At 45.4% G+C, this 26224-nt stretch carries 25 protein-coding genes and 1 other annotated feature; of the genes, 18 read left to right on the forward strand and 7 right to left on the reverse strand.

The window, feature by feature from the left end:
* The first annotated feature begins 294 nt into the window (after positions 1–294).
* From CAG60_RS02170 to CAG60_RS02195, 6 genes are all read left to right on the forward strand, one after another.
* Positions 295–759 carry a MarR family winged helix-turn-helix transcriptional regulator gene (locus tag CAG60_RS02170; protein ID WP_004395454.1) on the forward strand — a complete coding sequence of 155 codons (465 nt, stop codon included), beginning with the start codon at positions 295–297 and terminating at the stop codon, positions 757–759.
* A gap of 12 nt (positions 760–771) precedes the next feature.
* On the forward strand, positions 772–2124 hold the full coding sequence (locus tag CAG60_RS02175) for an MATE family efflux transporter (RefSeq protein ID WP_161425413.1): 1353 nt from the start codon (positions 772–774) through the stop codon (positions 2122–2124).
* A gap of 141 nt (positions 2125–2265) precedes the next feature.
* Complete coding sequence (trxB, locus tag CAG60_RS02180; RefSeq protein ID WP_161438174.1) at positions 2266–3225, forward strand: thioredoxin-disulfide reductase; 960 nt, start codon at positions 2266–2268, stop codon at positions 3223–3225.
* Between the two features lie 118 nt (positions 3226–3343).
* Positions 3344–5131, forward strand: coding sequence for a heme ABC transporter permease/ATP-binding protein CydD (cydD, locus tag CAG60_RS02185; RefSeq protein ID WP_161429770.1), 1788 nt, complete (start codon positions 3344–3346; stop codon positions 5129–5131).
* Positions 5124–6845, forward strand: coding sequence for a heme ABC transporter ATP-binding protein/permease CydC (gene cydC / locus CAG60_RS02190; protein ID WP_158138322.1), 1722 nt, complete (start codon positions 5124–5126; stop codon positions 6843–6845). The genes cydD and cydC overlap by 8 nt, the downstream gene beginning before the upstream one ends.
* 160 nt (positions 6846–7005) lie before the next feature.
* Entirely contained in the window at positions 7006–8724 is a 1719-nt protein-coding gene (locus CAG60_RS02195) for a hypothetical protein (RefSeq protein WP_161426713.1), read from the forward strand.
* 115 nt (positions 8725–8839) lie between these two features.
* Here CAG60_RS02195 and rluB read toward each other — a convergent pair whose 3' ends face one another.
* The 3 genes from rluB to rnm all read right to left on the reverse strand — a co-directional run bounded on the left by rluB (position 8840) and on the right by rnm (position 11494).
* Positions 8840–9880: a 23S rRNA pseudouridine(2605) synthase RluB gene (gene rluB / locus CAG60_RS02200; RefSeq protein WP_004395460.1), complete on the reverse strand. Its 1041-nt coding sequence runs from the start codon at positions 9878–9880 to the stop codon at positions 8840–8842.
* 118 nt (positions 9881–9998) lie between these two features.
* Complete coding sequence (locus CAG60_RS02205; RefSeq protein ID WP_004395461.1) at positions 9999–10619, reverse strand: L-threonylcarbamoyladenylate synthase; 621 nt, start codon at positions 10617–10619, stop codon at positions 9999–10001.
* A gap of 2 nt (positions 10620–10621) precedes the next feature.
* The gene (gene rnm, locus CAG60_RS02210) at positions 10622–11494 is read right to left on the reverse strand and encodes an RNase RNM (RefSeq protein ID WP_158143989.1); all 873 of its coding nucleotides are present in this window, start codon (positions 11492–11494) and stop codon (positions 10622–10624) included.
* A gap of 88 nt (positions 11495–11582) precedes the next feature.
* On the opposite strand from rnm, the gene CAG60_RS02215 reads away from it, so the two are divergent.
* The 12 genes from CAG60_RS02215 (at position 11583) to CAG60_RS02270 (ending at position 22296) form a co-directional block, all read left to right on the forward strand.
* Complete coding sequence (locus CAG60_RS02215; protein WP_083797757.1) at positions 11583–11693, forward strand: Trp operon leader peptide; 111 nt, start codon at positions 11583–11585, stop codon at positions 11691–11693.
* Positions 11640–11741, forward strand: a sequence feature (Trp leader region). (Overlaps the previous gene by 54 nt.)
* Positions 11742–11902: 161 nt before the next feature.
* Entirely contained in the window at positions 11903–13468 is a 1566-nt protein-coding gene (locus CAG60_RS02220) for an anthranilate synthase component 1 (RefSeq protein ID WP_161438175.1), read from the forward strand.
* Between the two features lie 4 nt (positions 13469–13472).
* Positions 13473–14054, forward strand: coding sequence for an aminodeoxychorismate/anthranilate synthase component II (locus CAG60_RS02225; RefSeq protein WP_161438176.1), 582 nt, complete (start codon positions 13473–13475; stop codon positions 14052–14054).
* 53 nt (positions 14055–14107) lie between these two features.
* Positions 14108–15106: an anthranilate phosphoribosyltransferase gene (trpD, locus tag CAG60_RS02230; protein ID WP_161438177.1), complete on the forward strand. Its 999-nt coding sequence runs from the start codon at positions 14108–14110 to the stop codon at positions 15104–15106.
* A gap of 5 nt (positions 15107–15111) precedes the next feature.
* Positions 15112–16521 (forward strand): bifunctional indole-3-glycerol-phosphate synthase TrpC/phosphoribosylanthranilate isomerase TrpF, encoded by a 1410-nt coding sequence (gene trpCF / locus CAG60_RS02235; RefSeq protein ID WP_158138311.1) that lies wholly within the window; start codon positions 15112–15114, stop codon positions 16519–16521.
* 108 nt (positions 16522–16629) lie between these two features.
* Positions 16630–17820, forward strand: a complete 1191-nt coding sequence (gene trpB, locus CAG60_RS02240) for a tryptophan synthase subunit beta (RefSeq protein WP_004395467.1) — start codon at positions 16630–16632, stop codon at positions 17818–17820.
* On the forward strand, positions 17820–18632 hold the full coding sequence (gene trpA, locus CAG60_RS02245; RefSeq protein WP_161438178.1) for a tryptophan synthase subunit alpha: 813 nt from the start codon (positions 17820–17822) through the stop codon (positions 18630–18632). Before trpB ends, trpA begins: the two co-directional genes overlap by 1 nt.
* A gap of 372 nt (positions 18633–19004) precedes the next feature.
* The gene (gene nhaA / locus CAG60_RS02250) at positions 19005–20204 is read left to right on the forward strand and encodes a Na+/H+ antiporter NhaA (RefSeq protein WP_158138307.1); all 1200 of its coding nucleotides are present in this window, start codon (positions 19005–19007) and stop codon (positions 20202–20204) included.
* A 186-nt stretch (positions 20205–20390) separates the two neighbouring features.
* Positions 20391–20936, forward strand: coding sequence for a septation protein A (locus tag CAG60_RS02255; RefSeq protein WP_158138305.1), 546 nt, complete (start codon positions 20391–20393; stop codon positions 20934–20936).
* Between the two features lie 118 nt (positions 20937–21054).
* Positions 21055–21459, forward strand: coding sequence for an acyl-CoA thioester hydrolase YciA (yciA, locus tag CAG60_RS02260; RefSeq protein WP_040904380.1), 405 nt, complete (start codon positions 21055–21057; stop codon positions 21457–21459).
* 148 nt (positions 21460–21607) lie between these two features.
* Positions 21608–21904: a YciI family protein gene (locus tag CAG60_RS02265; RefSeq protein WP_154168448.1), complete on the forward strand. Its 297-nt coding sequence runs from the start codon at positions 21608–21610 to the stop codon at positions 21902–21904.
* A gap of 2 nt (positions 21905–21906) precedes the next feature.
* Positions 21907–22296 (forward strand): GspS/AspS pilotin family protein, encoded by a 390-nt coding sequence (locus tag CAG60_RS02270; protein ID WP_154168450.1) that lies wholly within the window; start codon positions 21907–21909, stop codon positions 22294–22296.
* Positions 22297–22386: 90 nt separating this feature from the next.
* On the opposite strand, the gene bioD is transcribed toward CAG60_RS02270, so the two are convergent.
* From bioD to bioB, 4 genes are read right to left on the reverse strand one after another with little or no spacing between them, the layout of a single operon-like run.
* Positions 22387–23091: a dethiobiotin synthase gene (bioD, locus tag CAG60_RS02275; protein WP_161438179.1), complete on the reverse strand. Its 705-nt coding sequence runs from the start codon at positions 23089–23091 to the stop codon at positions 22387–22389.
* Positions 23088–23894, reverse strand: a complete 807-nt coding sequence (bioC, locus tag CAG60_RS02280; RefSeq protein WP_161438180.1) for a malonyl-ACP O-methyltransferase BioC — start codon at positions 23892–23894, stop codon at positions 23088–23090. Before bioC ends, bioD begins: the two co-directional genes overlap by 4 nt.
* Positions 23891–25048, reverse strand: a complete 1158-nt coding sequence (gene bioF / locus CAG60_RS02285; RefSeq protein ID WP_161438181.1) for an 8-amino-7-oxononanoate synthase — start codon at positions 25046–25048, stop codon at positions 23891–23893. Before bioF ends, bioC begins: the two co-directional genes overlap by 4 nt.
* Positions 25035–26087, reverse strand: coding sequence for a biotin synthase BioB (bioB, locus tag CAG60_RS02290; RefSeq protein WP_161438182.1), 1053 nt, complete (start codon positions 26085–26087; stop codon positions 25035–25037). Before bioB ends, bioF begins: the two co-directional genes overlap by 14 nt.
* Between the last annotated feature and the right edge of the window lie 137 nt (positions 26088–26224).

A 26224-nucleotide genomic window follows, 5' to 3' on the forward strand; every position in this document is an offset into this window, starting at 1 on the left:
CCCTAAGAGACAGCAACAATAAGAAATAAAAAACTAATGAAAACATTAAAATTAGACTAATAAACCAAAAATTAACATTGCATAGCCCAAATTTTAGACTCACACACCAAGAAAAATAAAATTTAAATTAAAACAAATAGTTATACACAAACCACCGCCTTAGAATATTGAAGCGTAATCTAACCATTCATTCCATTCGACTCGCCTGTCGTTACATGGATTGAATAATGATTTTCTTGTTACCACAGAAATTGTTAGTTAGACTAACTAAAAAGATAAACGCAAGAGTAAATTATGGACTTAAGGCATAGCCTACAGCGCTTAGAGTGGCACTTATGGCATCATTGGCGTGAACAAGCAAAACATAATGGTCATTTAGAGTTAACCAATAGTGAATTGCAGTATATCTATACCTTACTTGCCTATGCGGAACAGGGCATTCGTTTAACCGAATTGGCTGACCAGATGAAGGTGAGCAAAGCTTCAGCGAGTGCCATGGTCAATAAGCTGCAAAAACAAGGTTATATCATTCGTGAACCTTGCCTGGAGGATGCGCGAGCACAGCGTCTGTTGCCGAGTGAAAAAATGTTGGCCATGCAAGAATATGAAGCAGAGGTGTATCACTCCGCCATTGTGCACTTTCAACAGACATTAACCAGCGATGAGTTGAGACAATTAGAACAGTTGTTAATGAAAGCTTGTCGTGATTTAGATCTTGGGGGCATGGAGCCGCCTCAGCTCACCTCTCGTCCTTATTAATTGAGAAACAACATGATAAATTTACAGCGTACTTCCGTCGGTAAAGCGTTTTGGCACTACACCTTGCCATCGATTGCCGCATTGATGGTCAGTGGTACCTATCAAATTGTCGATGGTATTTTTGTTGGCCACTTTATCGGGGCCGATGGATTAGCCGCAATTAGCTTAGCGTGGCCATTTGTCGGCGTATTACTCGCCTTTGGTATGATGATTGGCATGGGTGCAGGGGCTCATACGTCGTTAAAAATGGGCGCAGGTGAAACCTCGTCTGCAATTAATTATTTGATCCACGGCCTACTATTACTGGTCGCTGTCGGCTTGCCGCTGGGCATTGCACTGCACTTTCTAAGTCCAATGTTTTTGCATTTTCAAGGTGCAACAGATGGAGCTTACTTACAAGGAGCAGATTATCTGTATTGGATGATGGCTGGCGCTCCGATTGTTCTCGGCAGTATTGCCTTACCACTGTTAGTACGTAACGCCGGAGCACCACGTTTAGCAACACTCGCGATGGGAATTGGTGCGATCAGTAATATTGCCTTGGACGCCCTATTTATTGGTTATTTCCGTTTTGGATTGCAAGGGGCAGCTATTGCTACTCTACTGGGGGAGCTGATCTCCGTCGCCATCTGTTTAAACTATTTACTGAGCCGTCGCAGCCAACTGCCTATCTCAAAACAAGCTTTTCACTGGCAAAGCAAAGCCGTGTTCGACATTCTAAAAACCGGCTTGTCGAGTATGCTGATGTACCTATATATCAGTTTTTCTATTGTGCTGCACAACATGCTGCTGCTCAAACATGGTCAAGCCATCCATGTTGCTGCTTATAGTATTGCTGGTTATTTACTGACTTTTTACTATCTGATGGCCGAAGGCACCGCAGGAGGGATGCAGCCTTTGACCAGTTTTTACTACGGTGCGAATCTTAAACAACGCGTCAAAGCAACGTTTAAAATCGCCAGCGCATTTACCCTAGGCAGTGGTGTTTTCCTAGTTCTGGCGATTCAATGGTCACCCAGTTTCTTTGCACAATTTTTTATTGCTCAAGGCGATGAAGCACTGCTCTCCACCACCACATGGGCAATGCGGTTGTTTTTATGTGCCATGTTTTTAGACGGTTTTCTTATTTTAACCGCAACGTGGTTTCAATCCTTAGGATTAGGCAATAAAGCGACGTTTATTACCATGAGTAATATGATGATTCAGATTCCTTTTTTGTTGGTTTTACCCCATTTCTTTGGTTTAAATGGCGTATGGCTCGCGGTTCCGCTGTCCAATATCTGTTTATCCTTACTGGTGGGTTTTATGTTGTATCGCCAATGGAAAAAACTCGGTCATCAACCCGATTCATTAGTCATCCCCTAGCGAGCCTCTAATAACTTGATGTGGCCAGTGGTGGAGGCAGCTCACACCACGGCTTCAAGTAGCAAGGGGATATATGGCTTTTCATCCCGAACATTATTCCTTACAATCGATTAACTTTTTAGAACTCACAGCGGAGTCATCATGAGCGATGTAAAGCATTGTAAACTACTTATTTTAGGCTCAGGCCCAGCTGGCTACACCGCTGCCGTTTACGCAGCGCGTGCGAACCTAAATCCAGTGTTAGTCACTGGGATGCAACAAGGTGGTCAGCTTACGACTACCACGGAAGTTGAAAACTGGCCAGGCGATCCAGAAGGATTAACCGGACCCAATTTAATGGAGCGGATGAAGCAACACGCAGAGCGCTTTGAAACTGAAATTGTATTTGACCATATTAATAAGGTCGATTTTTCAACGCGCCCTTTCCGCTTGAAAGGTGATAGCCAAGAGTACACTTGCGATGCGTTGATTATTTCAACCGGTGCTTCCGCAAAATACTTAGGCCTACCTTCTGAAGAAGCGTTTAAAGGCCGAGGGGTTTCTGCTTGTGCAACTTGCGATGGTTTTTTCTATCGTAACCAAAAAGTCGCGGTGGTCGGTGGCGGTAACACCGCTGTCGAAGAAGCCTTGTATCTTGCCAATATCGCCTCTGAAGTTCACTTAATTCATCGTCGAGATACCTTTCGCTCAGAGAAAATTCTTATTGACCGTTTAATGGATAAAGTTCACAACGGTAATATTGTTCTACATACCAACCGCACGTTAGATGAAGTGCTTGGCGATGAGATGGGCGTGACCGGAGTTCGTTTAAAAGACACACAATCTGATCAAACCGAACAAATCGATGTCATGGGAGTTTTCATTGCTATCGGTCATCAACCCAATACCGACATCTTCCAAGGTCAACTTGATATGAAAGATGGCTATATTTGGGTTCAATCTGGCTTAGAAGGGAATGCCACTCAAACGAGCGTAGCTGGAGTTTTCGCTGCGGGAGATGTGATGGATCATAATTACCGTCAAGCCATCACTTCGGCTGGTACAGGTTGTATGGCCGCACTCGATGCTGAGCGCTACCTTGATAGCCTCAATAACAAATAAAAAACCATCGATTGTGCCTCCTGTGTGACAACTGACTAACCCAGCGGTATATCCGTTGGGTTTTCTTTTGTATACTAGCCGACTTACCTTTCATAATAATGATCAATAAGCCTTTAAAATGGATAAGAAAAAGCAACGCAGCCTCAATCTTTGGCTCAAACAGCAAAGCAAACTTGCCAAACGTTGGTTAATGCTTGCTATTGGGTTAGGCGTTATTTCGAGCTTGCTCTTGCTCGGGCAAGCCGCCTTGATCGCCAGTATTCTTCACCAGCTAATCATCGAGCAGGTAGATAAACAAGCCTTAGTCACGCATTTCGGTTTATTGGCCATGACCATTGCACTGCGCGCTGGCTGTTCATGGGCGAGAGAAATGGCTGGATTTCGTGCTGGTCAAGAGATCAGAACCTACATTCGGCAACTGATTTTTAATAAACTTCGTGATTTAGGACCAGCCTACATTAAAGGTAAACCTGCCGGAGCATGGGCAACCTTAACGCTTGAACAAGTCGAAGAAATGCATGACTTTTTTGCTCGTTATTTACCACAAATGGCGCTGGCAGTATTGATCCCTTTTATCATTTTAGTGGTGGTATTCCCGGTCAACTGGGCGGCAGGATTAATTTTCTTGATCACCGCTCCGCTTATTCCGCTATTTATGGCTTTAGTGGGCATGAAAGCCGCTGATGCAGGCAAGAAAAACTTTAAAGCGCTGCAACGTTTATCCGGTCATTTTTATGATCGTTTACAGGCCATGACGACGATCCGTTTATTTGATCGAACCCAAGCAGAAACCGATCAAATGCTAGGGGCTTCGGAAGTGTTTCGTAAACGAACCATGGATATCTTACGCATTGCTTTCTTATCCTCCGCAGTATTAGAGTTCTTTGCCTCGGTATCGATTGCCATCACCGCGGTGTACTTTGGTTTTAGCTTTATCGGTGAACTCAATTTTGGATATTACGGTACTGGCGTGACCTTATTTGCAGGATTATTTATTTTGATCCTCGCTCCAGAGTTTTATCAGCCTTTACGTGATTTAGGCACCTTTTATCATGCCAAACAACAAGCGATTGCTGCCGCTGAAAGTATGGTGGATTTCTTAAGTATCGATGTTGAACAAGTCCAATCAGGCCATCACTCTATGGCCAATGCCCCTTCTATCGAGATTATTGCCAAAGATTTATCCGTGTTAAGCCTAGAAGGAAAAACGCTCGTTGGTCCGATCTCTTTTCAATTAACCCATGGTCAAACCACGGCGTTAGTCGGACCAAGTGGCGCAGGCAAAACCAGCCTAGTCAATGCCCTGCTTGGTTTTATGCCTTATCAAGGCAGTTTAACCATTAATAGTACGGAATTAAGTCAAATCGACCATGCTTCTTGGCGAGCGTTAATCAGTTGGATTGGACAAAACCCGCTTTTAGTCCACGGAACCATTCGTGACAATGTCACTTTAGGTAAAGAAAGTATCGACGATAAACAGCTACAAAAAGTATTAGATGAGGCTTTTGCTAGCGAATTTGTTCACTCGCATGGATTAGATTACCCAATCAGTGATCGATCTGGTGGCTTATCCGTCGGTCAGGCTCAACGCCTAGCACTGGCGAGAGCGATGTTACAGAACGGCAAATTTTGGCTCTTGGATGAGCCAACTGCCAGCTTAGACGCACAAAGTGAGCAACTGGTTATGCGCAGTTTAACACAACAAATTAGTGATAAAACGGCGCTATTTGTGACTCATCAACTTGAACCTTTACGTTCCGTCGATCAAATCTTAGTGATGCAAGAGGGACAGATCGTTCAACAAGGTAATTTTCATCAACTTAGTCAGCAACCAGGACTCTTTTCTCGCATGCTCAGTGCAAACCAAACTAGAAAAGAAGCCGATAAGGGGAATTTAGATGCGTGAATTATTGCCTTATCTCAAGCTGTATAAAAAACATTGGTTTGGCTTATCACTGGGTATGTTACTGGCCTTTTTTACGGTTTGTGCCTCAATCGGTTTATTAACACTGTCAGGATGGTTTTTATCGGCTGCAGCGGTAGCAGGCTTAACCATTGCCCGAGAAACGTTTAATTATATGCTACCTGGGGCTTTTGTCCGCGGCTTTGCTATGCAGCGTACAGCAGGCCGCTGGGGTGAGCGAGTGGTTAGCCATAATGCCACCTTTAAACTGCTGACCGATCTGCGAGTATTCTTTTTTACTAAATTAGCACCCTTGATTCCCGGACGAATCAATAATCTGCGTGATGCGGATTTGCTCAATCGCTTAGTCGCTGATATCAATGCGATGGATCATGTCTATCTAAGACTCATTAATCCTGTAACCGTGGGTATTTTTGGGATTGGCGCATTAACCGCCCTACTCTGTTGGTTTGATATGAGTTTGGGGTTAACGTTAGGGGCTATCTTACTGACGTTACTGCTCGTCTGGCCGCCTTTGTTTTACCTGCTAGGTAAACGTAATGGTCAAGCGTTAACGGAACATAAAGCGCAGATGCGTATTGCAACGCTAGACTGGCTGCAAGGTTATAGTGAACTGGTTATTTTTAATGCTGAGCAGCGCTACCGCAATGCGATTTTTATTGCTCAAGATAAGCTCCTATACAATCAAAAGGTCAATACCCATTATACTGGCCTTGCACAAGCCCTCTTGCTTCTCGCTAACGGCTGGGCATTGCTACTCATGCTTTGGTTAGCGGCGGATGGCGTCAATGGTCAAGCACCCGATCCGATGATTGCCTTAATGGCCTTTGCGACCATGGCTAGCTTTGAATTATTAATGCCGATTGCCGGTGCATTTCAGTATTTAGGACAAACCTTAACTTCCGCTCGTCGCTTAAACGAAATCATTCTTAGTGAGCCCGACGTGGTTTTCCCCCTGTCACCCACTCAACATGCTGATCAATTGGATATCGAGTTTAATCAGGTTAGTTTCGCTTACCCTGACAGTACAAAAACCGTTGTTGATAAGGTTGATCTCACGATTCCTGCTGGTAAAAAAGTTGCCATTGTGGGTCAAACCGGATCGGGGAAATCAACACTCATTCAATTGCTGTGTCGTTATTGGGATCCATCACAAGGTTGCATTTCTATTGGTGGAACTCGTTTGCAAGAGTGGCAAGAGAGCGATTTACGCCGCGCAATCAGTGTCGTCAGTCAACGGGTTGATATTCTAAATGGCAGTTTGCGTGATAATCTTCTGATGGCTAAGCCTGATGTAACCGACCGTGAATTAGAACCATTACTTCATCAAGTCGGGCTAGAGAAATTGTTGGATGGCCCAGGATTAGATACTTGGCTTGGCGATGGTGGACGTCAACTTTCCGGAGGTGAAAAACGCCGGATTGGTATCGCAAGAGCACTGCTCCATAACGGAAAAATTTTGCTGCTTGATGAACCTACCGAAGGGTTAGATAAGCAAACTGAGCAACAAATTATGGCCTTACTGCAAACCCATTTTGTCGATAAGACGGTGGTGTTTATCACTCACCGTTTGGTTGCTCTAGAGTCGATGGATACGATTTGCCTGATTGATCAAGGGGAAATCGTCGAGCAAGGTCATCATGACCAACTACTCGCTCAACAAGGACGATACTTTCAACTGCAACAAACTTTATAAGCAATCAATAAACAACGTATTGAATAGCATAGTTATTACTATATGATATGGTTTTTATTCTCGCCCTACATAACGTAGGGCGACTTATTTCAATCATCACTATGCCCTCTTTAATCTCGGTGTATTGACGATTCATCGTAGGGACACAACGGAGTTGACCGTGAAAAAACTGATTCTTGCCGCTGCCATTGCTGCCACGGCAGCGGCGGGTGGCTACTTTTACCATCTTGATCCAAAAACCGATAGTGACATCGATCCTTTACTGACTCTGATCCCAGCAGAATCGGCTTTTGTCTCTTTCGCTACCGCAAACTACGATCATTATCAATATCTACATGCCTTCGGTAATGCTCAAGAGAGTTTGTACGACTATCTTGATGATAGAGATCTCACCGCAGAGCAAGCCTTTATTATTCAATATCTTGATGGTTATTTACAAAGTGCTGTTGATAAACAGACTCTGAAAACCTACCTCGGTACACCGGATAACATTAAGCCAGTGATGTATACCTTAGGCTTAGTTCCTGTGTATAAGCTTCAGCTCGAAAACAGCGACGCTTTTTGGCGAACCATCTCGCAAGTTGAACAAGAAACAGGGGCAACCTACCAAACTGGCCAATTCGGTGAAGTCACTTATCGCCGTTATCGACTCACTGAAGAAGAGGATGAAGATATTGGTCTGATCATTGCGGTAGGTAATCAAGTCGCGACCTTTACGCTTGATCTGCCAATGCTTGGTGAAGAAAACCCGCTTAAATTAGCTTTAGGTATTGAAAAACCACAACTCTCTTTTGCGCAAAGCGATCGTTTTAGCGAGCTGAAAACCAAATATGGTCAACAATACAGCAACTATGCTTACTTAGATCATCAAGCCATTATCCAAGGTCTCACCCAACCAGCCAGTAACCGTATTGCTCGTCAGCTGGAGGTATTACAACAACAGACCTCTGAACCATTTCTTGATGAAATTCGTCACCCCAATTGTCAAACAGAGTTAGCAGCCATTGCCCGTAACTGGCCACGCACCGTTGGGCTTGCTGAATATAGCATGCATAATGGACAAGCGGCGATCAAGGGTAAATTGGTCATTGAAAGCCATAACCAAGTGATCATTAATGCACTCAAAGCCATACGTGGCTTTTTACCTGAAGTGACCGATCCCACAGAGCGTATTTTTTCTATCGGTCTGGGTTTAGATGTTTCAAAATTAGCCACTTCTGTTGGTAGCATTTGGAATGACTTACGTCAACCAAGCTACTCTTGTGGTTTGTTGGCAGATTTTCAACAAAGTTTAGGCGATGAAAACCCGGCGACAATGCTCAGTCTAGGGGCAAGTATGCTAAGCAGTGTCAAAGGTATGCATTTTGCGCTGAATGACCTGACCTTGGATACAGAGCATCCTTTTGGACCACAATGGGATAAACTCGATTTTCTCTTCACTCTTTCAGCTAATCAACCAGAAAACCTCTTGCTCAGCGCTCAGATGTTCGTGCCAGAATTAGCGCAATTGACACTTGAGGCCAATGGAGAGCCGATTGATCTCTCGACACTAGTGAGTGCTGAAACAGGGATGCAAACACCACTATTTGCTCGGCTTAATGATAAACACCTTGCTCTTTATTCTGGTGCCCAATCAGCAACCTCCGCAGAAGCTATCTTAAAACAACCATTAACGACTAAAGGTCTGTTTCAGTTTGATGTTAATATGCCACGTTTTATGGAAGCCATGCGATTAGCCGCAGAGTTCAGTGGCGAAGAGTTACCTGAAGAGTTAATGCATGGTTCAACGAGTAATGTGATTACTCAGTTTGTCATCGATATTAACGATAGCGGTATCACGGTTGACTATCATCAACGTTCAGCCTCCTCGGTACAATAATCTTATTGTTTAACAAATAAAAATCCCGAGCATTGCTCGGGATTTTTCAATCATTAACCAAAGGTCAAGTGCTACTTTTGTTATGGATAAACCTATTCAATAACAAAAAATGCGCTTAGCCTTGGCGACGTGGCGCTTTAGCTTTACCGCTCGGAGCGCGGGTACCCTGACGGGAGCTCTGCTCTTGTGCACTATTACGAGTACTTGAACCAGGTTTGCGACGAGCACGTGTAGGTGCATTGCCTGTCGAACCACCGGTCGTTGTCCCGTTAGTCACTCGGCTTTTCGGTTTAGCGGTGGTGGTCGTGATTCGCTCTTCATGACGCTTCACAGCACGACGGATCTTCTGACTACGTGAACGTTCACGTTTGCGCGATGTATTATCTTTCGATTCATCCAGCATGGTTTCTTTTTCTGGGCGTAGTTCAACGAGATCACGCAAGTAGTTAACTTGTTTAAGATCGAGCTCGACCCATCCCCCACGCGGTAATTTCTTATCTAAGAAAATATCGCCATAACGCACGCGCTTCAAACGACTTACTGTGGTGCCTTGTGACTCCCACAAACGGCGAACTTCGCGATTACGCCCTTCGTTAATCACTACATAGAAGGTATGATTCATACCTTCACCACCCGCATACATAACATCTTCAAAACGAGCCATGCCGTCTTCAAGCTGCACACCGCGCACTAAGTTGCGAATTTTTTCTTCGTTAATTTCGCCAAAAACTCGAACTAAATATTCACGTTCTACTTGACGGCTTGGGTGCATCAAACGATTAGCCAGCTCACCATCGGTAGTGAACAATAGCAAACCGGAAGTATTGGCATCAAGACGTCCAACTGAAATCCAACGTGACCCGCGAATTTTCGGCAAACGGTCAAAGACGGTGCGACGACCTTCAGGATCGTGACGAGTACACAGCTCACCTTCCGGCTTATAATAAGCCAGCACACGACAGATCACTTCTTCTGGCGCTTTAGCAGAAACGGCATGCCCATCAATACGTACTACGGCGGTTTCATCTTCTAGACGCTCACCGAGTATAGCTACCTTGCCATTAACACTTACACGTCCAGCTCGGATCAGAGCTTCAAGCTCTCGACGAGAACCATGACCAGCACGTGCTAAAACTTTTTGTAACTTTTCGCTCATTTATCTACCTATGATGTCGTCTTCTCAGACGTCGAATGACAATATGCGATCTTAAAATCGCGGTCGAATATTATTGCAAATAATCCAACAAAAAGCATCCGTTTTGTGACTGATGCGATCATTGAAATGGGGTTGGGTCTCCTGCACCTAAACGTGCAACAACCATTTCATCTTCACTGAAATCAATCACAGTGGTGGGTTGTTCCCCTAAATACCCACCATTGAGAATCACATCAACGAGATGCTCTAAGCGATCGCGAATCTCTTCCGGATCCGATTCCGTAGTTTCTTTGCCAGGAAGAATCAACGAAGTGGACATTAATGGCTCACCTAACGCCTCTAATAAATCGAGAGCAATTTTATTATCTGGTACGCGGATACCGATGGTTTTGCGTTTCACATTCATTAAACGACGAGGGACTTCTTTGGTGCCCTTGAAAATAAAGGTATAGGGGCCCGGTGTGTTATTTTTGAGCAAACGAAACGCGGTATTATCGACTCGTGCATACAAAGATAACTCCGATAAGTCGCGACATAATAATGTGAAATTATGTTTATCATCCAAACGACGAATTTGACAAATCCGCTCTAAAGCCTGTTTATTTTCTAATTGGCAACCCAACGCATAGCCAGAATCCGTTGGGTAGACGACAACACCGCCATTACGAATAATCGCAACCGCTTGGTTAATTAAACGTGCTTGTGGGTTTTCAGGATGAACATAAAAAAATTGGCTCATGATTATTCCTCTTCATTGAGTCTCACGACTCTCTGGTTTGGCAGGTGCTGCCACTCTTTCCAAACCGCTTCAACGCCTGCTGGCAACCAAAGATTTCGCCCAAGCTCCATCCAAGGAGAGGGATAATGAAAGTCGCTGCCTTGCGAAGCGAGTAAATTAAAATGTATTGCGTAATCACCAAGGGTGCGCTTTTCTTGCGGTGCTTGCTGAGGCTGTGCCACTTCCATAGCATCACCTCCCGCTTCAACAAATGCGCTAATTAAGCGCTTAAGCCATTTCGCCGTCAAGTCATATCGCCCTGGATGGGCTAAAACCGCCTGTCCCCCAGCGGCATGAATCGCACTGATAGCCTCACTCATACTGCACCAGTTGGGCGGCACGTAGCCGGGATTATTACGGGTTAAGTATTTTTTAAACACTTGTTGCATGGATTTGACGTAGCCTTGGTCAACCAGCCATTTGGCAAAATGAGCACGAGTGATAGGTGCATCACCAGCGATCCGCTTAACGTCTTCCAATACCCCTTCTCTCGTCACTTTCGCTAACCGCTCAGCGATCAGCTCAGCACGCCCCACGCGGTGCTGTTTTTGCTCTGCAATTAATTGAGTGAGAGCGATATTATCGGGATCAATATTTAACCCAACAATATGAATATCTTTATTCTGCCATACCGTGGAAATCTCAATACCGTTGATTAACGTAATCGGATGCTGACCAGCTTCAATATAGGCTCGGGCTGGAGCTAAACCATCAATGGTATCGTGATCGGTAATCGCCAATACATCGAGATTAAATTCTAACGCGCGATCGATCAATTGCTCAGGGCTAAATCGACCGTCTGAAGCAGTCGTATGACTGTGGAGATCTATTTTCATATCTATTGCCTGTTATTTAGGCTTGACTTTCTGCTCTCGAACTAGTTAACTAGTACGCAAATACAAAAGCACCGTATTAAGGCTTCCTATGTTACAAGAATTTAACCAAAACCATAATCACAATTTTAGTGCAGCTTCTGCTGAACTCACTTGGTGGCGCACTTGGACAAGTTCTTGGTGGGCAACGGTGTATTTCTAAATCGAATACGCAACCAAAAGCCCGCTGATACTGAGCGGGCTTTTTTATTGACTCAGATCGCTGACTTTTATTCTCCCTAAACGACTTGGAGTGACCACTTTCAATAAAAAGGGATAACCGCTTAGAAATACATCACAAGACGATTGGGTCAAACACAGGATTATGCGAGTATGCAAAGTAGCAAGAAAACCATTCATCAAGGAAGCTTTATGAACAAAGCTATTGATATCAAACAACAAGGGCAGCTTGAGGTTCTTCACACAACGCTACCTTATACACCGGATCCGACGCGTGTCTTCCATGCCTTGTGTGCCGATAAAACCGACTGTTTATTACTGGAATCCGCGGATATTGAGTCAAAACAAGATGTCAAAAGCCTGTTGCTGATTGATGCCGCGGTGCGCATTACTTGCGTCGGTCATCGCGTCACTTTTCACGCCCTCACCGATAATGGACAGCAGTTGGTTGAGTTACTTAAACATAATATTGCTACCGATATTAACCACCAGCTCGATCATGATACGTTAACCCTCAACTTCGCTCCACTCAGTGATCAGCTAGATGAAGATTCACGCTTGCAAGAAGCCAGTGTATTTGATGCGCTGCGTTTAGTGCAGCACAGCTTTGATCTAAGCAACCAAGAGAAGTATGCGATTTTTCTCGGCGGTTTATTTGCTTATGACCTAGTGGCTAATTTTGAACCTTTAGGCAATGCAGAGGCCATCGACCAGTGTCCAGATTATGTGTTTTATGTCGCTGAAACTTTAATGGTCATTGACCATAAAAACGCACACTGCCGCCTACAAGCGACGCTGTTTAGCGCCAATCAAGAGCAACGCCAAGTGTTAGCCGCTCGCTTACAAACCATTACCACTCTTAGTGCAGAGTCAAAACCACTGCCTACAGCACAAAAAGTCGCTGATCTCAGCGTGACCACCAATCTTTCCGATCCGGTATTCTGTGAAACGGTCAAGCACCTAAAAACCTTGGTCGTGAAAGGCGATATTTTCCAAGTTGTCCCCTCTCGCCGTTTTATGCTGCCTTGCCCGTCTCCATTGGCTGCGTATAAAAAACTCAAAGACAGCAACCCAAGCCCATACATGTTTTACATGCAGGACACCCGTTTCACTCTGTTTGGGGCTTCGCCAGAAAGCGCCTTGAAATACGCAACCGACAGCAATCAAGTCGAGATTTATCCGATCGCCGGTACCCGCCGCCGCGGTAAACGCGCTGATGGATCCCTTGATCATGATTTAGACAGTCGTATTGAGCTTGAATTGCGCGGTGATAAAAAAGAAAACGCCGAACACATGATGCTGGTTGACCTGGCAAGAAATGATGTGGCGCGAATTGCGCAAGCCGGTAGCCGCCATGTGGCTGATTTACTCAAAGTTGACCGTTATAGCCATGTGATGCATTTGGTCTCTCGCGTTGTTGGTCAGTTGCGGGGCGATCTCGATGCCCTACACGCTTACCAAGCTTGTATGAACATGGGCACGTTAACGGGGGCACCGAAGATCCGCGCCATGCAAATTATTCGTGAAGTAGAAAAAACCAGACGTGGTAGCTATGGCGGTGCGGTGGGCTATTTAACGGGGGATGGTGATTTAGATACCTGCATCGTGATCCGTTCAGCGTATGTGGAAAATGGCATCGCACAAGTACAAGCGGGCGCTGGTGTTGTTTATGACTCTGATCCGCAATCCGAAGCCGATGAAACACGCGGTAAAGCCCAAGCCGTGATCGCGGCGATTCAATCAGCGCATCAGGAGTAACCTCATGGCGAATATTTTGTTTGTCGATAACTTTGACTCCTTTACCTACAATTTGGTCGATCAATTTCGCACCTTAGGTCATCAAGTGACCATTTATCGTAACCACATTACCGCGCAAACCATTGAACACGCCATCACGCAACTAGATAATCCTTTGCTGGTCTTATCACCAGGACCGGGTGCGCCATCTGCCGCGGGTTGTATGCCCGAGCTACTACAACGCTTAAAAGGTAAAGTGCCGATCATTGGCATATGCCTTGGTCATCAGGCCATCGTTGAAGCCTATGGCGGCACCGTCGCTGGAGCCGGAGAAATCGTACATGGCAAAGTGTCAATGATGGAACATCAGCATCACGCGATTTATGCCCAGTTGCCCTCACCGATGGCGATTGCGCGTTATCACTCACTGGTCGCGACTCAAGTCCCTGACTGTTTAACTATTACAGCAAAAGTTGATGGTTTGGTGATGTCTGTTGTCCATAAACAAGACAAAATTTGTGGTTTTCAGTTTCATCCTGAGTCGATCATGACCACCTATGGCGCCACATTGCTTGCCAATGCCATTGATTGGGCACTGAGCGAATAAGCTCAACCACGATGCTCCGCCTAATTTTATACACAGATTGATAGGGATATTTTATGCAACACATCATCGATAAACTGTATGCCCAGCAGTCACTTTCGCAACTGGAAAGTCAGCAGCTATTTGATCTCATCATTCGAGGTGAACTTGACCCCATTTTAATCGCCGCGGTATTAACCGCATTAAAAATGAAAGGCGAAACACCGGATGAAATCGCTGGCGCGGCGCAAGCTTTGCTTGCTAACGCTGAACCGTTCCCGCGTCCAGACTACGACTTTGCGGATATTGTCGGCACCGGTGGCGATGGTGCAAACACCTTTAATATTTCCACCACTGCCGCTTTTGTCGCCGCCGCCTGCGGTGTGAAAGTCGCCAAGCACGGTAATCGTGGCGTTTCTAGCAAATCAGGCTCTTCTGACCTGTTGGACTCTTTTGGCATCAACCTTGCGATGAGCGCTGAGCAAACTCGTCAAGCCATGGATGAGTTAGGTGTGGCTTTCTTGTTCGCTCCCCACTATCACCAAGGGGTTCGCCATGCGATGCCCGTACGTCAAATCCTGAAAACACGCACCATTTTCAATATCTTAGGACCTTTGATTAATCCGGCTCGGCCAACGATTCAACTGATGGGGGTTTACAGTCCTGAGCTAGTATTGCCAATCGCCCAAACCATGTTACAAATGGGGCTGCAACGTGCTGCCGTGGTGCATGGTAGCGGCTTGGATGAAGTCGCCATCCATGGTGAAACTTTAGTTGCAGAAATTCGTCATGGTGAGATTATTCAATATACCTTGACCCCCAAAGATTTTGGCCTCGATTCTTACCCTCTCTCTGCTATTCAGGGCGGAGAGCCGGCAGAAAACCGCGCCATCATTACCCATCTTTTGACGGGGAAAGGCAGCGATGCCCAACTGGCTGCTGTTGCGGTGAATGTCGCTCTGCTGCTACGCCTATTTGGCCGTGACGATCTGAAAGCCAACGCCCAGTTAGCCATCGACGTGATGAACTCGGGTAAAGCGTTTCAACTGGTTCAACAATTAGCACAAAGAGGTTAAATCCTATGTCTGAGCAACTCTCCGAGCATATTTCAATCCAAGATACTCAGATGGCCGAAGTATTAGCTAAAATCGTGCAAGATAAGTACCTCTGGGTCGCACAGCGTCAAGCCGAGCAGCCGCTGGCTAGTTTTCAAGCTTTACTGACACCATCAGATCGCTCATTTTATGATGCCCTCAGTCCAGAGAAAACGCGCTTTATTTTAGAATGTAAAAAAGCCTCGCCTTCAAAGGGATTGATTCGCGAAGATTTTGATTTGGATTATATTGCCTCAGTTTACCATCAATATGCAGATGTCATTTCCGTCTTAACCGATGAAAAATATTTCCAAGGCAATGTCGAGTTTCTGCCACGGATCCGAGGGCAAGTGAGTCAGCCAATCCTGTGTAAAGATTTTATGGTTGATGCTTATCAAGTGTATTTGGCTCGTCATTATGGCGCTGATGGGATTTTATTGATGCTATCGGTACTCGATGATCAGCAGTATCAACACTTAGCCGCGATTGCTCACCAACTGGGCATGGGCGTATTAACCGAAGTCAGTGACCATGCGGAATTACAGCGCGCCATCACCCTAGAAGCCAAGGTGATTGGCATTAATAACCGTAACTTGCGCGATCTCTCGACTGATCTCAATCGCACTAAACAGTTAGCTCCCTTATTACCCAAAGGCACCATCATCATTTCAGAATCGGGCATTTATCACCATCAACAAGTGCGTGATCTGGCCCATTATGCCAGCGGCTTTTTAATCGGCAGTTCACTGATGGCCGAGCAAAATCTTGAACTGGCGGTGCGCAAAATTATCCTCGGTGAAAATAAAGTCTGTGGCTTAACCCATGCCGATGATGCCGCCAAAGCTTATCAAGCCGGAGCCGTATTTGGCGGGTTAATTTTTGTGTCTAAGTCACCACGTTATGTGGATATTGCACAGGCTCGACTCGTCATGAGTGGCGCACCTCTGCATTACGTGGGGGTATTTCAAAATCATTCACTGCAAGAGGTGGTCGATATCGCGCAGCAGCTATCGCTCAAAGCAGTACAGTTGCATGGTGATGAAGACCAAGCTTATGTTGATCAATTAAGAATGCAATTAGCCAATGAGATTGAGATCTGGAAAGCCTATGGCGTGAGTGATAGCAAGCCAAAAACTCTGCAACGGCATATTGATCGTCATCTGTTTGATAGCCAAGTCGGCGCTCAATCGGGTGGCACAGGACAAGCTTTTAACTGGCAACTGCTCGATGAGGTCAATAACGTGATGCTCGCTGGAGGAATAAACCCAGACAACGCTCAGCAGGCGGCAAGCCTTGGCTGTTTGGGATTAGATCTCAATTCAGGAGTAGAAAGTCAACCTGGTAAAAAAGATCAACAGAAACTGAATTCAGCATTTCGTGCCATTAGGCATTATTAATCACCGATTTGCGCATGCCCAACAGTCCAAACCACCCACTAGGGTGGCAAACGACGCCAATGGCAAGAGGATCATGCGCAACCAATGACAAGACAAAGGATACGAATCATGGCAAAGCTTAATGCCTATTTTGGCGAATACGGTGGTCAATATGTGCCACAAATTTTAGTCCCTGCGCTGGATCAGTTAGAGCAAGCGTTTATTGATGCGCAGGAAGACCCTGACTTTCGCGCTGAATTTATGACCTTGTTGCAAGAGTATGCCGGTCGCCCAACTGCTCTAACCCTAACCCGCAACCTCACCAAGGGCACCAAAACCAAGCTATACCTAAAACGAGAAGATTTATTACACGGCGGCGCGCACAAAACCAACCAAGTTCTAGGCCAAGCCTTGCTAGCAAAACGGATGGGCAAACATGAAATCATTGCCGAAACCGGCGCCGGGCAACACGGGGTAGCCACCGCGCTCGCTTGCGCGCTACTTGGACTGAAGTGCCGCGTTTACATGGGCGCTAAGGACGTTGAGCGCCAAAGCCCGAACGTCTTTCGTATGAAACTGATGGGCGCAGAAGTTATCCCCGTTCATTCTGGTTCGGCAACCTTAAAAGATGCCTGTAATGAGGCGCTGCGTGATTGGTCTGCCACTTATGAAACCACTCACTACTTACTCGGTACCGCGGCAGGCCCACACCCTTTCCCGACCATAGTGCGTGAGTTTCAACGCATTATTGGTGAAGAAACTAAGCTGCAAATTTTGGCTCGTGAAGGACGCTTACCTGATGCCGTATTAGCCTGTATCGGCGGCGGCTCTAACGCGATTGGTATGTTCGCCGATTTTATTGATGAACCTAACGTACGTTTGATTGGTATTGAGCCAGCAGGAAAAGGCATTGATACCCATCAACACGGCGCGCCACTCAAACACGGTAAAACGGGGATCTTTTTTGGTATGAAAGCGCCACTGATGCAAGATTCGTATGGCCAAGTCGAAGAGTCCTATTCGGTTTCTGCTGGGTTGGATTTTCCATCCGTTGGCCCGCAGCACGCGCACCTTAATGCCATTGGCCGCGCAGAATATGAAAGCATTACCGATGATGAGGCGTTAGAGGCGTTTCAATCTATCGCGCGTAATGAAGGCATCATCGCGGCTTTGGAATCCTCACACGCGCTCGCTTATGCGGTAAAAATGGCGTATGCCGAGCCCGATAAAGAGCAGTTACTGGTCGTCAATTTATCTGGTCGTGGTGATAAAGATATCTTCACCGTCCATCAATTATTAGAAGAACGAGGCGCACTATAATGGATCGTTATCAACATTTATTCCAACGTTTGGCAGCACAGAACCAAGGCGCTTTTGTTCCGTTTGTCACCATTGGCGACCCTAACCCCCAGCAGTCGCTACGTATTATGCAAACCCTGGTTGAAGCCGGAGCCGATGCACTAGAGCTGGGTATGCCATTTTCAGATCCCTTGGCGGATGGCCCGACTATTCAAGGGGCGAATATTCGCGCGTTAGCATCCGGCACCACACCCGATCAATGCTTTGAGCTGATCAGCACCATTCGAGCACAATATCCTGATTTACCCATTGGTTTATTAATGTATGCCAACTTAGTCTACGCTCGCGGCATCGATAATTTTTATCAACGCTGCCAACAAGCGGGCGTTGATTCAGTGTTAATCGCTGACGTTCCCACCAATGAAAGCGCTGAGTTTGTCACCGCAGCGAAAAAATACGCCATTCATCCAATTTTTATTGCGCCACCTACCGCCAGTGATGAGACCTTACAATCGGTTGCAGAGCTAGGTAGCGGCTATACCTACCTTTTATCTCGCTCAGGGGTAACGGGCGCAGAAACCAAAGCCAATATGCCCGTTCACGCCTTACTCGATCGCCTTAACCAATTTTCAGCGCCTCCAGCGTTACTCGGTTTTGGCATTTCAGAGCCAGAACAAGTCAAACAGGCCATTGAGGCTGGCGCTGCTGGAGCGATTTCTGGCTCGGCGGTAGTAAAAATTATCGAGCAACATCTTGCCGAACCCGAAGTGATGCTGGATGAACTGAAAACTTTTATTTCGGCAATGAAAAACGCCACTCAACGCGATAGCTAATTATCCGCTAAGTACTTAGCGTTTCACTGAGGCGGCCTTATGGTCGCCTATTTTTTCGCTTCCTTTTATCTACAAACCCAGTCTATTTTCCTCTCACTTCCTCTTCTGGTGACAAATGTGAACTGACTCCAAGTATTTACTTTTCACCCTTCAATTTACGCTCCAATTCGGAAATCCCGATTGTTAAACAAGATTTAATCGATATAAACGATACGAATATTTTCACAGTCAACTATCATAGGCTCAGATGTTGAGTTTTACTCTGACAATGCCCAAGACCAATGTTGATAGAAGACTTAACGTTTCATTACACGACTAGATTGAAACTATCGGCTATAGCAATACTAAAAAAATAACAATGGAAGAATGACAATGTATAAAAGGATTAAATATTTTCTCACCAGTGATCCTGCGAGCGGTGTATTACTGCTGCTTGCCGCCATCACCGCACTTGCCATCGCTAACTCACCACTACAACACTCTTATCAACAATTTTTAAACTTTTATGTTTTTGGGATCAGCGTCAGTCATTGGATCAATGATGGCTTAATGGCTTTATTCTTTTTAATGATTGGCTTAGAAGTAAAACGTGAGTTGATTGAGGGATCGTTAAATAGTCGTTCAAAAGCCATGTTACCGGCGATGGCTGCCTTAGGTGGCATGCTATTCCCTATCGCTATCTTCTTGTTTTTTAATTATCAAGATCCGATTGCCATCAATGGTTGGGCAGCTCCAGCGGCGACAGATATTGCTTTTGCTTTAGCGATTTTAAGCTTACTCGGTAAACGAGTGCCCGTTGAATTGAAAGTCTTCTTGTTGGCTTTGGCCATTATTGATGACTTAGGCGTGATTTTTATTATTGCTCTATTCTATAACAGTGAGCCTTCAGGCATGATGCTGCTGTTTGTCTTGACCATCAGTTTGTTTTTATTCTTTTGTGGCAAGAAGCAATTTTCCTCTCTCGCGCTGTATTTTGTATTATTCCTTGTACTTTGGTTTACCGTCTACCACTCAGGAATTCACGCTACGCTCGCAGGCGTTATCGCTGGTTTCTTAATTCCACTGACTTGCCGAGCAGGAAAGAGCCCGGCGAAACGGGTTGAGCATTTATTGAACCCTTATGTCGCGTTTTTAATCTTACCGCTGTTTGCCTTTGCTAACTCTGGCGTCACGTTTTCGTCGATTAATATCGTCAGTAGTAATGCTCACTTACCGCTCGGTATTGCGCTAGGATTATTTGTCGGTAAACCTATCGGTGTCTTCTTATTCAGTTGGTTAGCGATTAAGCTTGGCGTCGCTCAACTGCCCCCTACTGTCAACCTACGCATGATTCTATCGGTAGCGGTACTGTGTGGGATTGGTTTTACTATGTCTATTTTCATTTCCACTCTCGCGTTTACCGCTGAGCAAAGTGTGATGGTCGATTACGCCAAAATCGGTATTTTGATGGGCTCGACCGCTTCAGCCATCTTGGGGTTTTCTATGTTAATCAAGGCGCTTCCAGTATCAACGCCACACATTGTCTCTAGCCAAGCCAGAGTAAGTGAATTGCAACAAAGCCGAATTAAATAATCATGGTTGCTTCTATACTCAAACAACGTGGAATTATAATTAGGCAGTAACGAAGTGAATCCCCAATCATATAAATAAACGATATGATTGGGGTAAGCCAACACCACGGTGAGCGATTATCTGTTTTGATTTAGTGATTATTTCGCTAGACTGTCGCCATCGTCTCCTTTTGGGCCTCATCTGATAATGAAACAACTGCTCGACTTTATTCCGCTGATTATTTTCTTCGTACTATTTAAGCTTTACGATATCTATATTGCGACTGGCGCGCTGATCGCCGCAACCGCACTGCAAGTGGTGATCACTTACTTTTTAGTCAAAAAAGTCGAAAAGATTCAGCTGATCACTTTTGCTCTTGTGGCTATTTTTGGCGGCATGACCATCTTCTTACATAATGATAACTTTATAAAATGGAAGGTGACTATTGTCTATCTGGTGTTTGCTATCGGACTTGCTGTCAGCCATAAACTGGGTAAATCAGCGATTAAAGGTATGCTTGGCAAAGAAATTTCACTACCGAATGATATTTGGGCCAAAATCACTTGGGCATGGGTGATGTTTTTTGCTGTCTGTGCGCTTCTCAATACTTACATTGCCTTTCAGCTCTCGTTAGAAGTATGGGTTAATTTCAAGGTTTTTGGCTTACTTGCCGCAACGTTTATCTATACTTTACTGACCGGATTTTATATCTATAAACACCTGCCAAAAGAGCAAAAAGACACGGAGCAGTAACGGGAGGCAGCCCGATACTCATAACACTTTTGAGCTTAATCCTATTTTAAGGGTATAATCTCAGTTCTTTTTCAGCGACCCTTGTGGGTCGCTGTTTTGTTTATTGTGGATGTCGAAAATGAATCAGGATGCACACTCTCCTAAAGGCCAACTATTATTGAGAACGTTAGCGATGCCAGCCGATACCAATGCCAATGGTGATATCTTTGGTGGCTGGATTATGTCGCAACTCGATCTCGCTGGTGGTATTCTCGCTAAAGAAATTTCCAGCGGACGTATTGTTACTGTCTCTGTTTCTAGTATTACCTTTAAAAAACCAGTCAAAGTCGGTGATGTGGTGTGCTGTTATGGTGAATGCACCAAAATCGGCCGAACCTCGATGTCGATTAATCTTGAAGTGTGGGTCAAGCCAATCAAGGAAGATGGGGTACTTGATCGCTTTCAAGTGTGTGAAGCCACGTTTAATTATGTCGCGATTGATGCAGATGGGCGGCCTCGAGTGATAAAGCAGAGAGGCGCTTGATCACATAACGAAGGATTAATAATATTAATCGTCAATAGGCATTTTAAAATCGCTTTACTTTCAGTACATTAACATCAACCATACTGACTAAACCGAAAGTTATAGGTAGACAGATAATCTACTTTTAAACACCAATAAGGATATCAATATGTGGTATGTGATCTTTGCTCAGGATGTACCGAATTCTCTAACACAACGCCTTAGTGCTCGTCCTGCTCATTTAGCACGCTTACAAGCATTACGTGATGAAGGTCGCTTGCTTACTGCGGGACCAATGCCTGCTATTGATGCAGAGAATCCAGGTGACGCTGGATTTACTGGCTCAACAGTGATTGCTGAATTTGAATCTCTACAAGCCGCCCAGCAATGGGCTGACAACGACCCTTATGTCACGGCTGGCGTTTATGCCCAGGTGATCGTCAAACCATTCAAAAAAGTGTTTTAATTATGAATAAGTTACTATTGTCCTGCGTAGGACTGACGATGCTATTATTGGCTGGCTGTAGTTCAACCGCCGATCAACAAAAACACCTAGAACTGCTTGCCGCTAATCGCGCCAGCGTATTAAACGCTGAACTCCCGATTGAACAAGGCCCTTTGACTATCATGCGTGCCAGCGCCAAGGGGACAATGATTGAAATGATGATGATTTATAACAACGACCAACAAGGTGCGACCCCAATTGATCAAGTGATGCAATCCAGTTTACAACGTTTTTGCTCGACACCTGATATTCGTGCCAATCTTGATGTCGGCATTAGTTATCGTTTCTTGGTACGCAACCCACGAGGACAAACCATGGTTGACCAATCGATGACAAAAAGTAGCTGCAAATAAACGCTAAATTCGGCTTTCCTATCGATGAGAATTCAGTCGCGGGCAAACTCAAATGAACAAGGTCTAACCATTCCGGTAGACCTTGTTTCTCTAACAAGTCAGCACTTCTTGCTGCTCAATCAATAATGGGGATAAATCAATATACTTACCCAAATCTCGGCACTTAATACTTGGCATGTAGGGAATCTCACCTAACTTTGGCGCATCAATCCGATGTTCTAGTAATTGAATAATATCTGCATAGTGCTCGGTTCCAGGATTGACTCGATTCGCTACCCAGCCAACAATCTTTAATCCATCAGCATGAATGCTTTCTGCCGTTAGTAAAGCATGGCTTAAACAACCCAGTTTAATACCAACAACTAAAATCACTGCTAATTGTTCTTGCTGCACCCAGCGAGATAAACCCTCACTATCCGATATTGGTACCCGCCAACCACCTGCGCCTTCAACCAATACAACATCAGCATGAGATTGTAACTTCGCGAGTTTTTCACTCAGCACACTAGTATCTATATTTACCTGCTCATGTTTGGCGGCAATATGAGGCGAAGCCGGCAAGGCTAACGGATACGGATTAATATCTTCATACGGCATTTTGACGGTTGCTGCTTGCAACAAATGTAAAGCGTCGCCGTTACGCATTCCTTCTGCCGTTTGCTCACATCCAGCCGCTACTGGTTTATAACCTATAGTAGAAAAACCACGAGCGGCCAATGCCTGCAAAATCGCTTTTGAAGCCACGGTCTTACCCACATCGGTATCCGTACCGGCAATAAATATTGCGTTAATCATCGATGTAACACCCCTAAACAAACTTGATACGTTGCAGGTAGGAGGCCTTGCTGACCAGCAAACTGCTGATAGGCCTGCTCTACCTGAGCAAGAGTGTGGCGGCCCGTTAGCCCTTGAGATCGGCCATGGATATGGGTGGCCCCAATACCTTTCAGATCGCGCATTAATTTATAAGCGCTCTCATACCACACGGTTATTGCGGGTAAGTCTAAGTGATATTGCGCAAAGTCAGATTGCGCTAACGCAAGGTTTATCTTATTCACATCCGCAAAGCGTTTAACGTGTTGATGTACATCAACCTTCTGCCACGCTTGTGCTAACTCGGTTAATGATCCAAACAATAAAGTGGAAAATCTTGCTTGTCCTTGAGGTTTGAGAATGCGATGAATTTCTTGCAGCGGAACGACTAAATCCTCACACCACTGTAAGGCTAAACTCGAAAACACCAGATCAAAGTGCGCAGCTTTGAAAGGGAGAGCTTCAGCGTCAAGTTGGACATAATGCATTCGATAATGACCACAACGCTGTTTAGCCTGATACAACATTGCTGATGAAAGATCCGCACAGACGACGGTCGCACCCCGTGATCGCAGTTGCTGAGCGAAATAACCCGTACCACATCCCAAATCCAGTACCTGCCAATCCACCAGTTGTTTGGGCAAAGTGTCCAATAACCGTTGCCCGACATCACGTTGAAAAGCCGCATGTTGATCGTAACGAGATGCCGCTTTGCTGAAGGCTTGAGCAATGGCTTTTTTCGTTGCCCCTTGCTCAGCGTGCTCTACCCCAACCGCGAGGTTCATAATTGCCCCTCCATCGCCATCATTAAAGCATCCGCCAGCTTTGTGACTTGTTGATTGGTGTGATTGGCCGTTAACGTAATTCGCAGTCTTGCTTGATTGGTCAGGACCGTGGGGGGGCGAATTGCACCCACCCAAATGCCACCATCACGCAGTCGGTCAGCAATAGTGATGGCACGCTGGTTGCTTCCAAGGATAAATGGTTTGATGGGAGTTGAAGTGGAAACAAAGCCAGGCACACCAGTAAGCATTTGGTCATAGACCATAGAAAGTTCTTGCAACTTCTCTCTGCGCCACGATTGTTGTTGCACCATTTGGATAGAATGGCAGAGAGCATAAGCTTGTGCTGGCGGCATCGCCGTTGAATAGACATGATGACGAGCAAATTGGGTTAAATAATCTCCCAAAGCCTCACTACATAAGATTGCTGCTCCCGATAAACCAAGCGCTTTACCAAAGGTGACGACCAAAATATCGGGTTGAATTCCTGCTTGCGCGCAGCTTCCTCGCCCTTGCTCCCCCAAAACACCAATACCGTGTGCATCATCAACCATCAGCCATGCTCGTTGATCAATCTGCTGCTGGATTGATGATAAAGGCGCCCTATCACCATCCATACTGAATACCCCCTCAGTGACTACCAACGCGTGCTGGGATGAATGGGCGGTTAACAATTGCTTAAGGTGTTCAAGATTATTGTGCTGAAAGCGCCGTAATTGAGCTGAAGATAATAGACCAGCTTCAATCAACGAGGCATGATTAAGCTTATCTTGTAAGAGCAGGTCCCCCTCCTCTAACAAGGTGAACAACAGGGCTTGATTGGCGCTAAAGCCAGAGCTAAATAAAATAGCTCGAGGATACCCTAACCACTCGCAAAGCAAGGCTTCAAGCCGCTGATGCGCGGGTGAAAAACCACTCACTAATGGTGAAGCGCCGCTGCCAGCACCAAAGTGAGCTAAGCCTTGCTGCCACGCTTCAACTAATGAGCGGTCTCTCGCTAATCCTAAATAATCATTACTCGCAAAATGATCATACTTTCGCCCTGCGTGAACTAATTGCGCTGAATCTGTGGTTTGAACTGCTGACAATTGGCGGGTTAAGCCTCGTTGGTTTCGCTCATTCAGCGCATACTCAATCCGTTGCTCAAAGGCTAGCATCGTAAAACAGATCCGTATTACTTGGTCTTGATGCAACACGTTCAATCACTTGATCGAGCAGATCGTTTTCTGTCACTTGATCCGGTTTTTGAATCGCTTGTTGACGGTTAATACCTAACTTATTAAACAGCTGCAGATCACTGTCTTCAGCAGGATTTGGCGTAGTTAATAATTTGCAACCATAGAAGATTGAGTTGGCACCAGCCATAAAACACAGTGCCTGCATCTGTTCGTTCATCTTCTCTCTCCCTGCGGATAAACGCACCGCAGATTTTGGCATCATGATCCGTGCAACCGCAATTAACCTTATAAAATCAAAAGGCTCAACCTCTTCTGCACTCGCGAGTGGTGTTCCTTGAACTTTAACCAGCATATTAATCGGCACACTTTCAGGTTGAGTCGGTAGGTTCGCCAACTCAACGAGCAGGCCAGCACGATCATCAACACTTTCTCCCATGCCGATGATCCCGCCAGAACAAATTTTCATTCCGGAATCACGGACATGAGACAGGGTATCTAAACGGTCTTGGTAGGTTCGCGTGGTAATAATATTGCCGTAAAATTCAGGAGAGGTATCAAGATTATGGTTGTAATAATCTAATCCCGCTTGCGCTAGCTCATACGCTTGCTCTGCACTGAGCATGCCTAACGTCATACAGGTTTCTAGCCCTTTTTCTTTGACACCAGCAATCATCGCTTTCAACAATGGCATATCGCGCGCTTTGGGATTTTTCCATGCTGCTCCCATGCAAAATCGTGTCGATCCCGATTGCTTGGCTTTTTCCGCCGCGTCTAAAACACGCTCTACTTCCATAAGTCGCTCTTTATCAACATCAGTCCGATAATGAGCACTTTGTGGACAATATTTGCAATCTTCCGGACAAGCCCCAGTTTTGATCGACAATAAGGTACTGACCTGAACATGGTTATGCGGATGAAACTGACGATGTACTTGCTGCGCAGTAAATAACAAATCCATAAACGGTTGTTCAAGCAGCGCCGTAACTTCCGCCCTTGTCCAGTTGTGACGTACTTCCACGAGTAATCCTTAGCAATGTGCCTTGCTTGGTGACATTTATGCGCTGTAGTCTACTTAAGCGACATCAACTGTCAATGACAATTAAATTAAATAGTTTACATCAGGTCAAATAACAACCATAGGCAGGAGCGCTAATG

The organism is Vibrio sp. V33_P6A3T137, assembly GCF_009904835.1.
Classification (GTDB): domain Bacteria; phylum Pseudomonadota; class Gammaproteobacteria; order Enterobacterales; family Vibrionaceae; genus Vibrio; species Vibrio metschnikovii.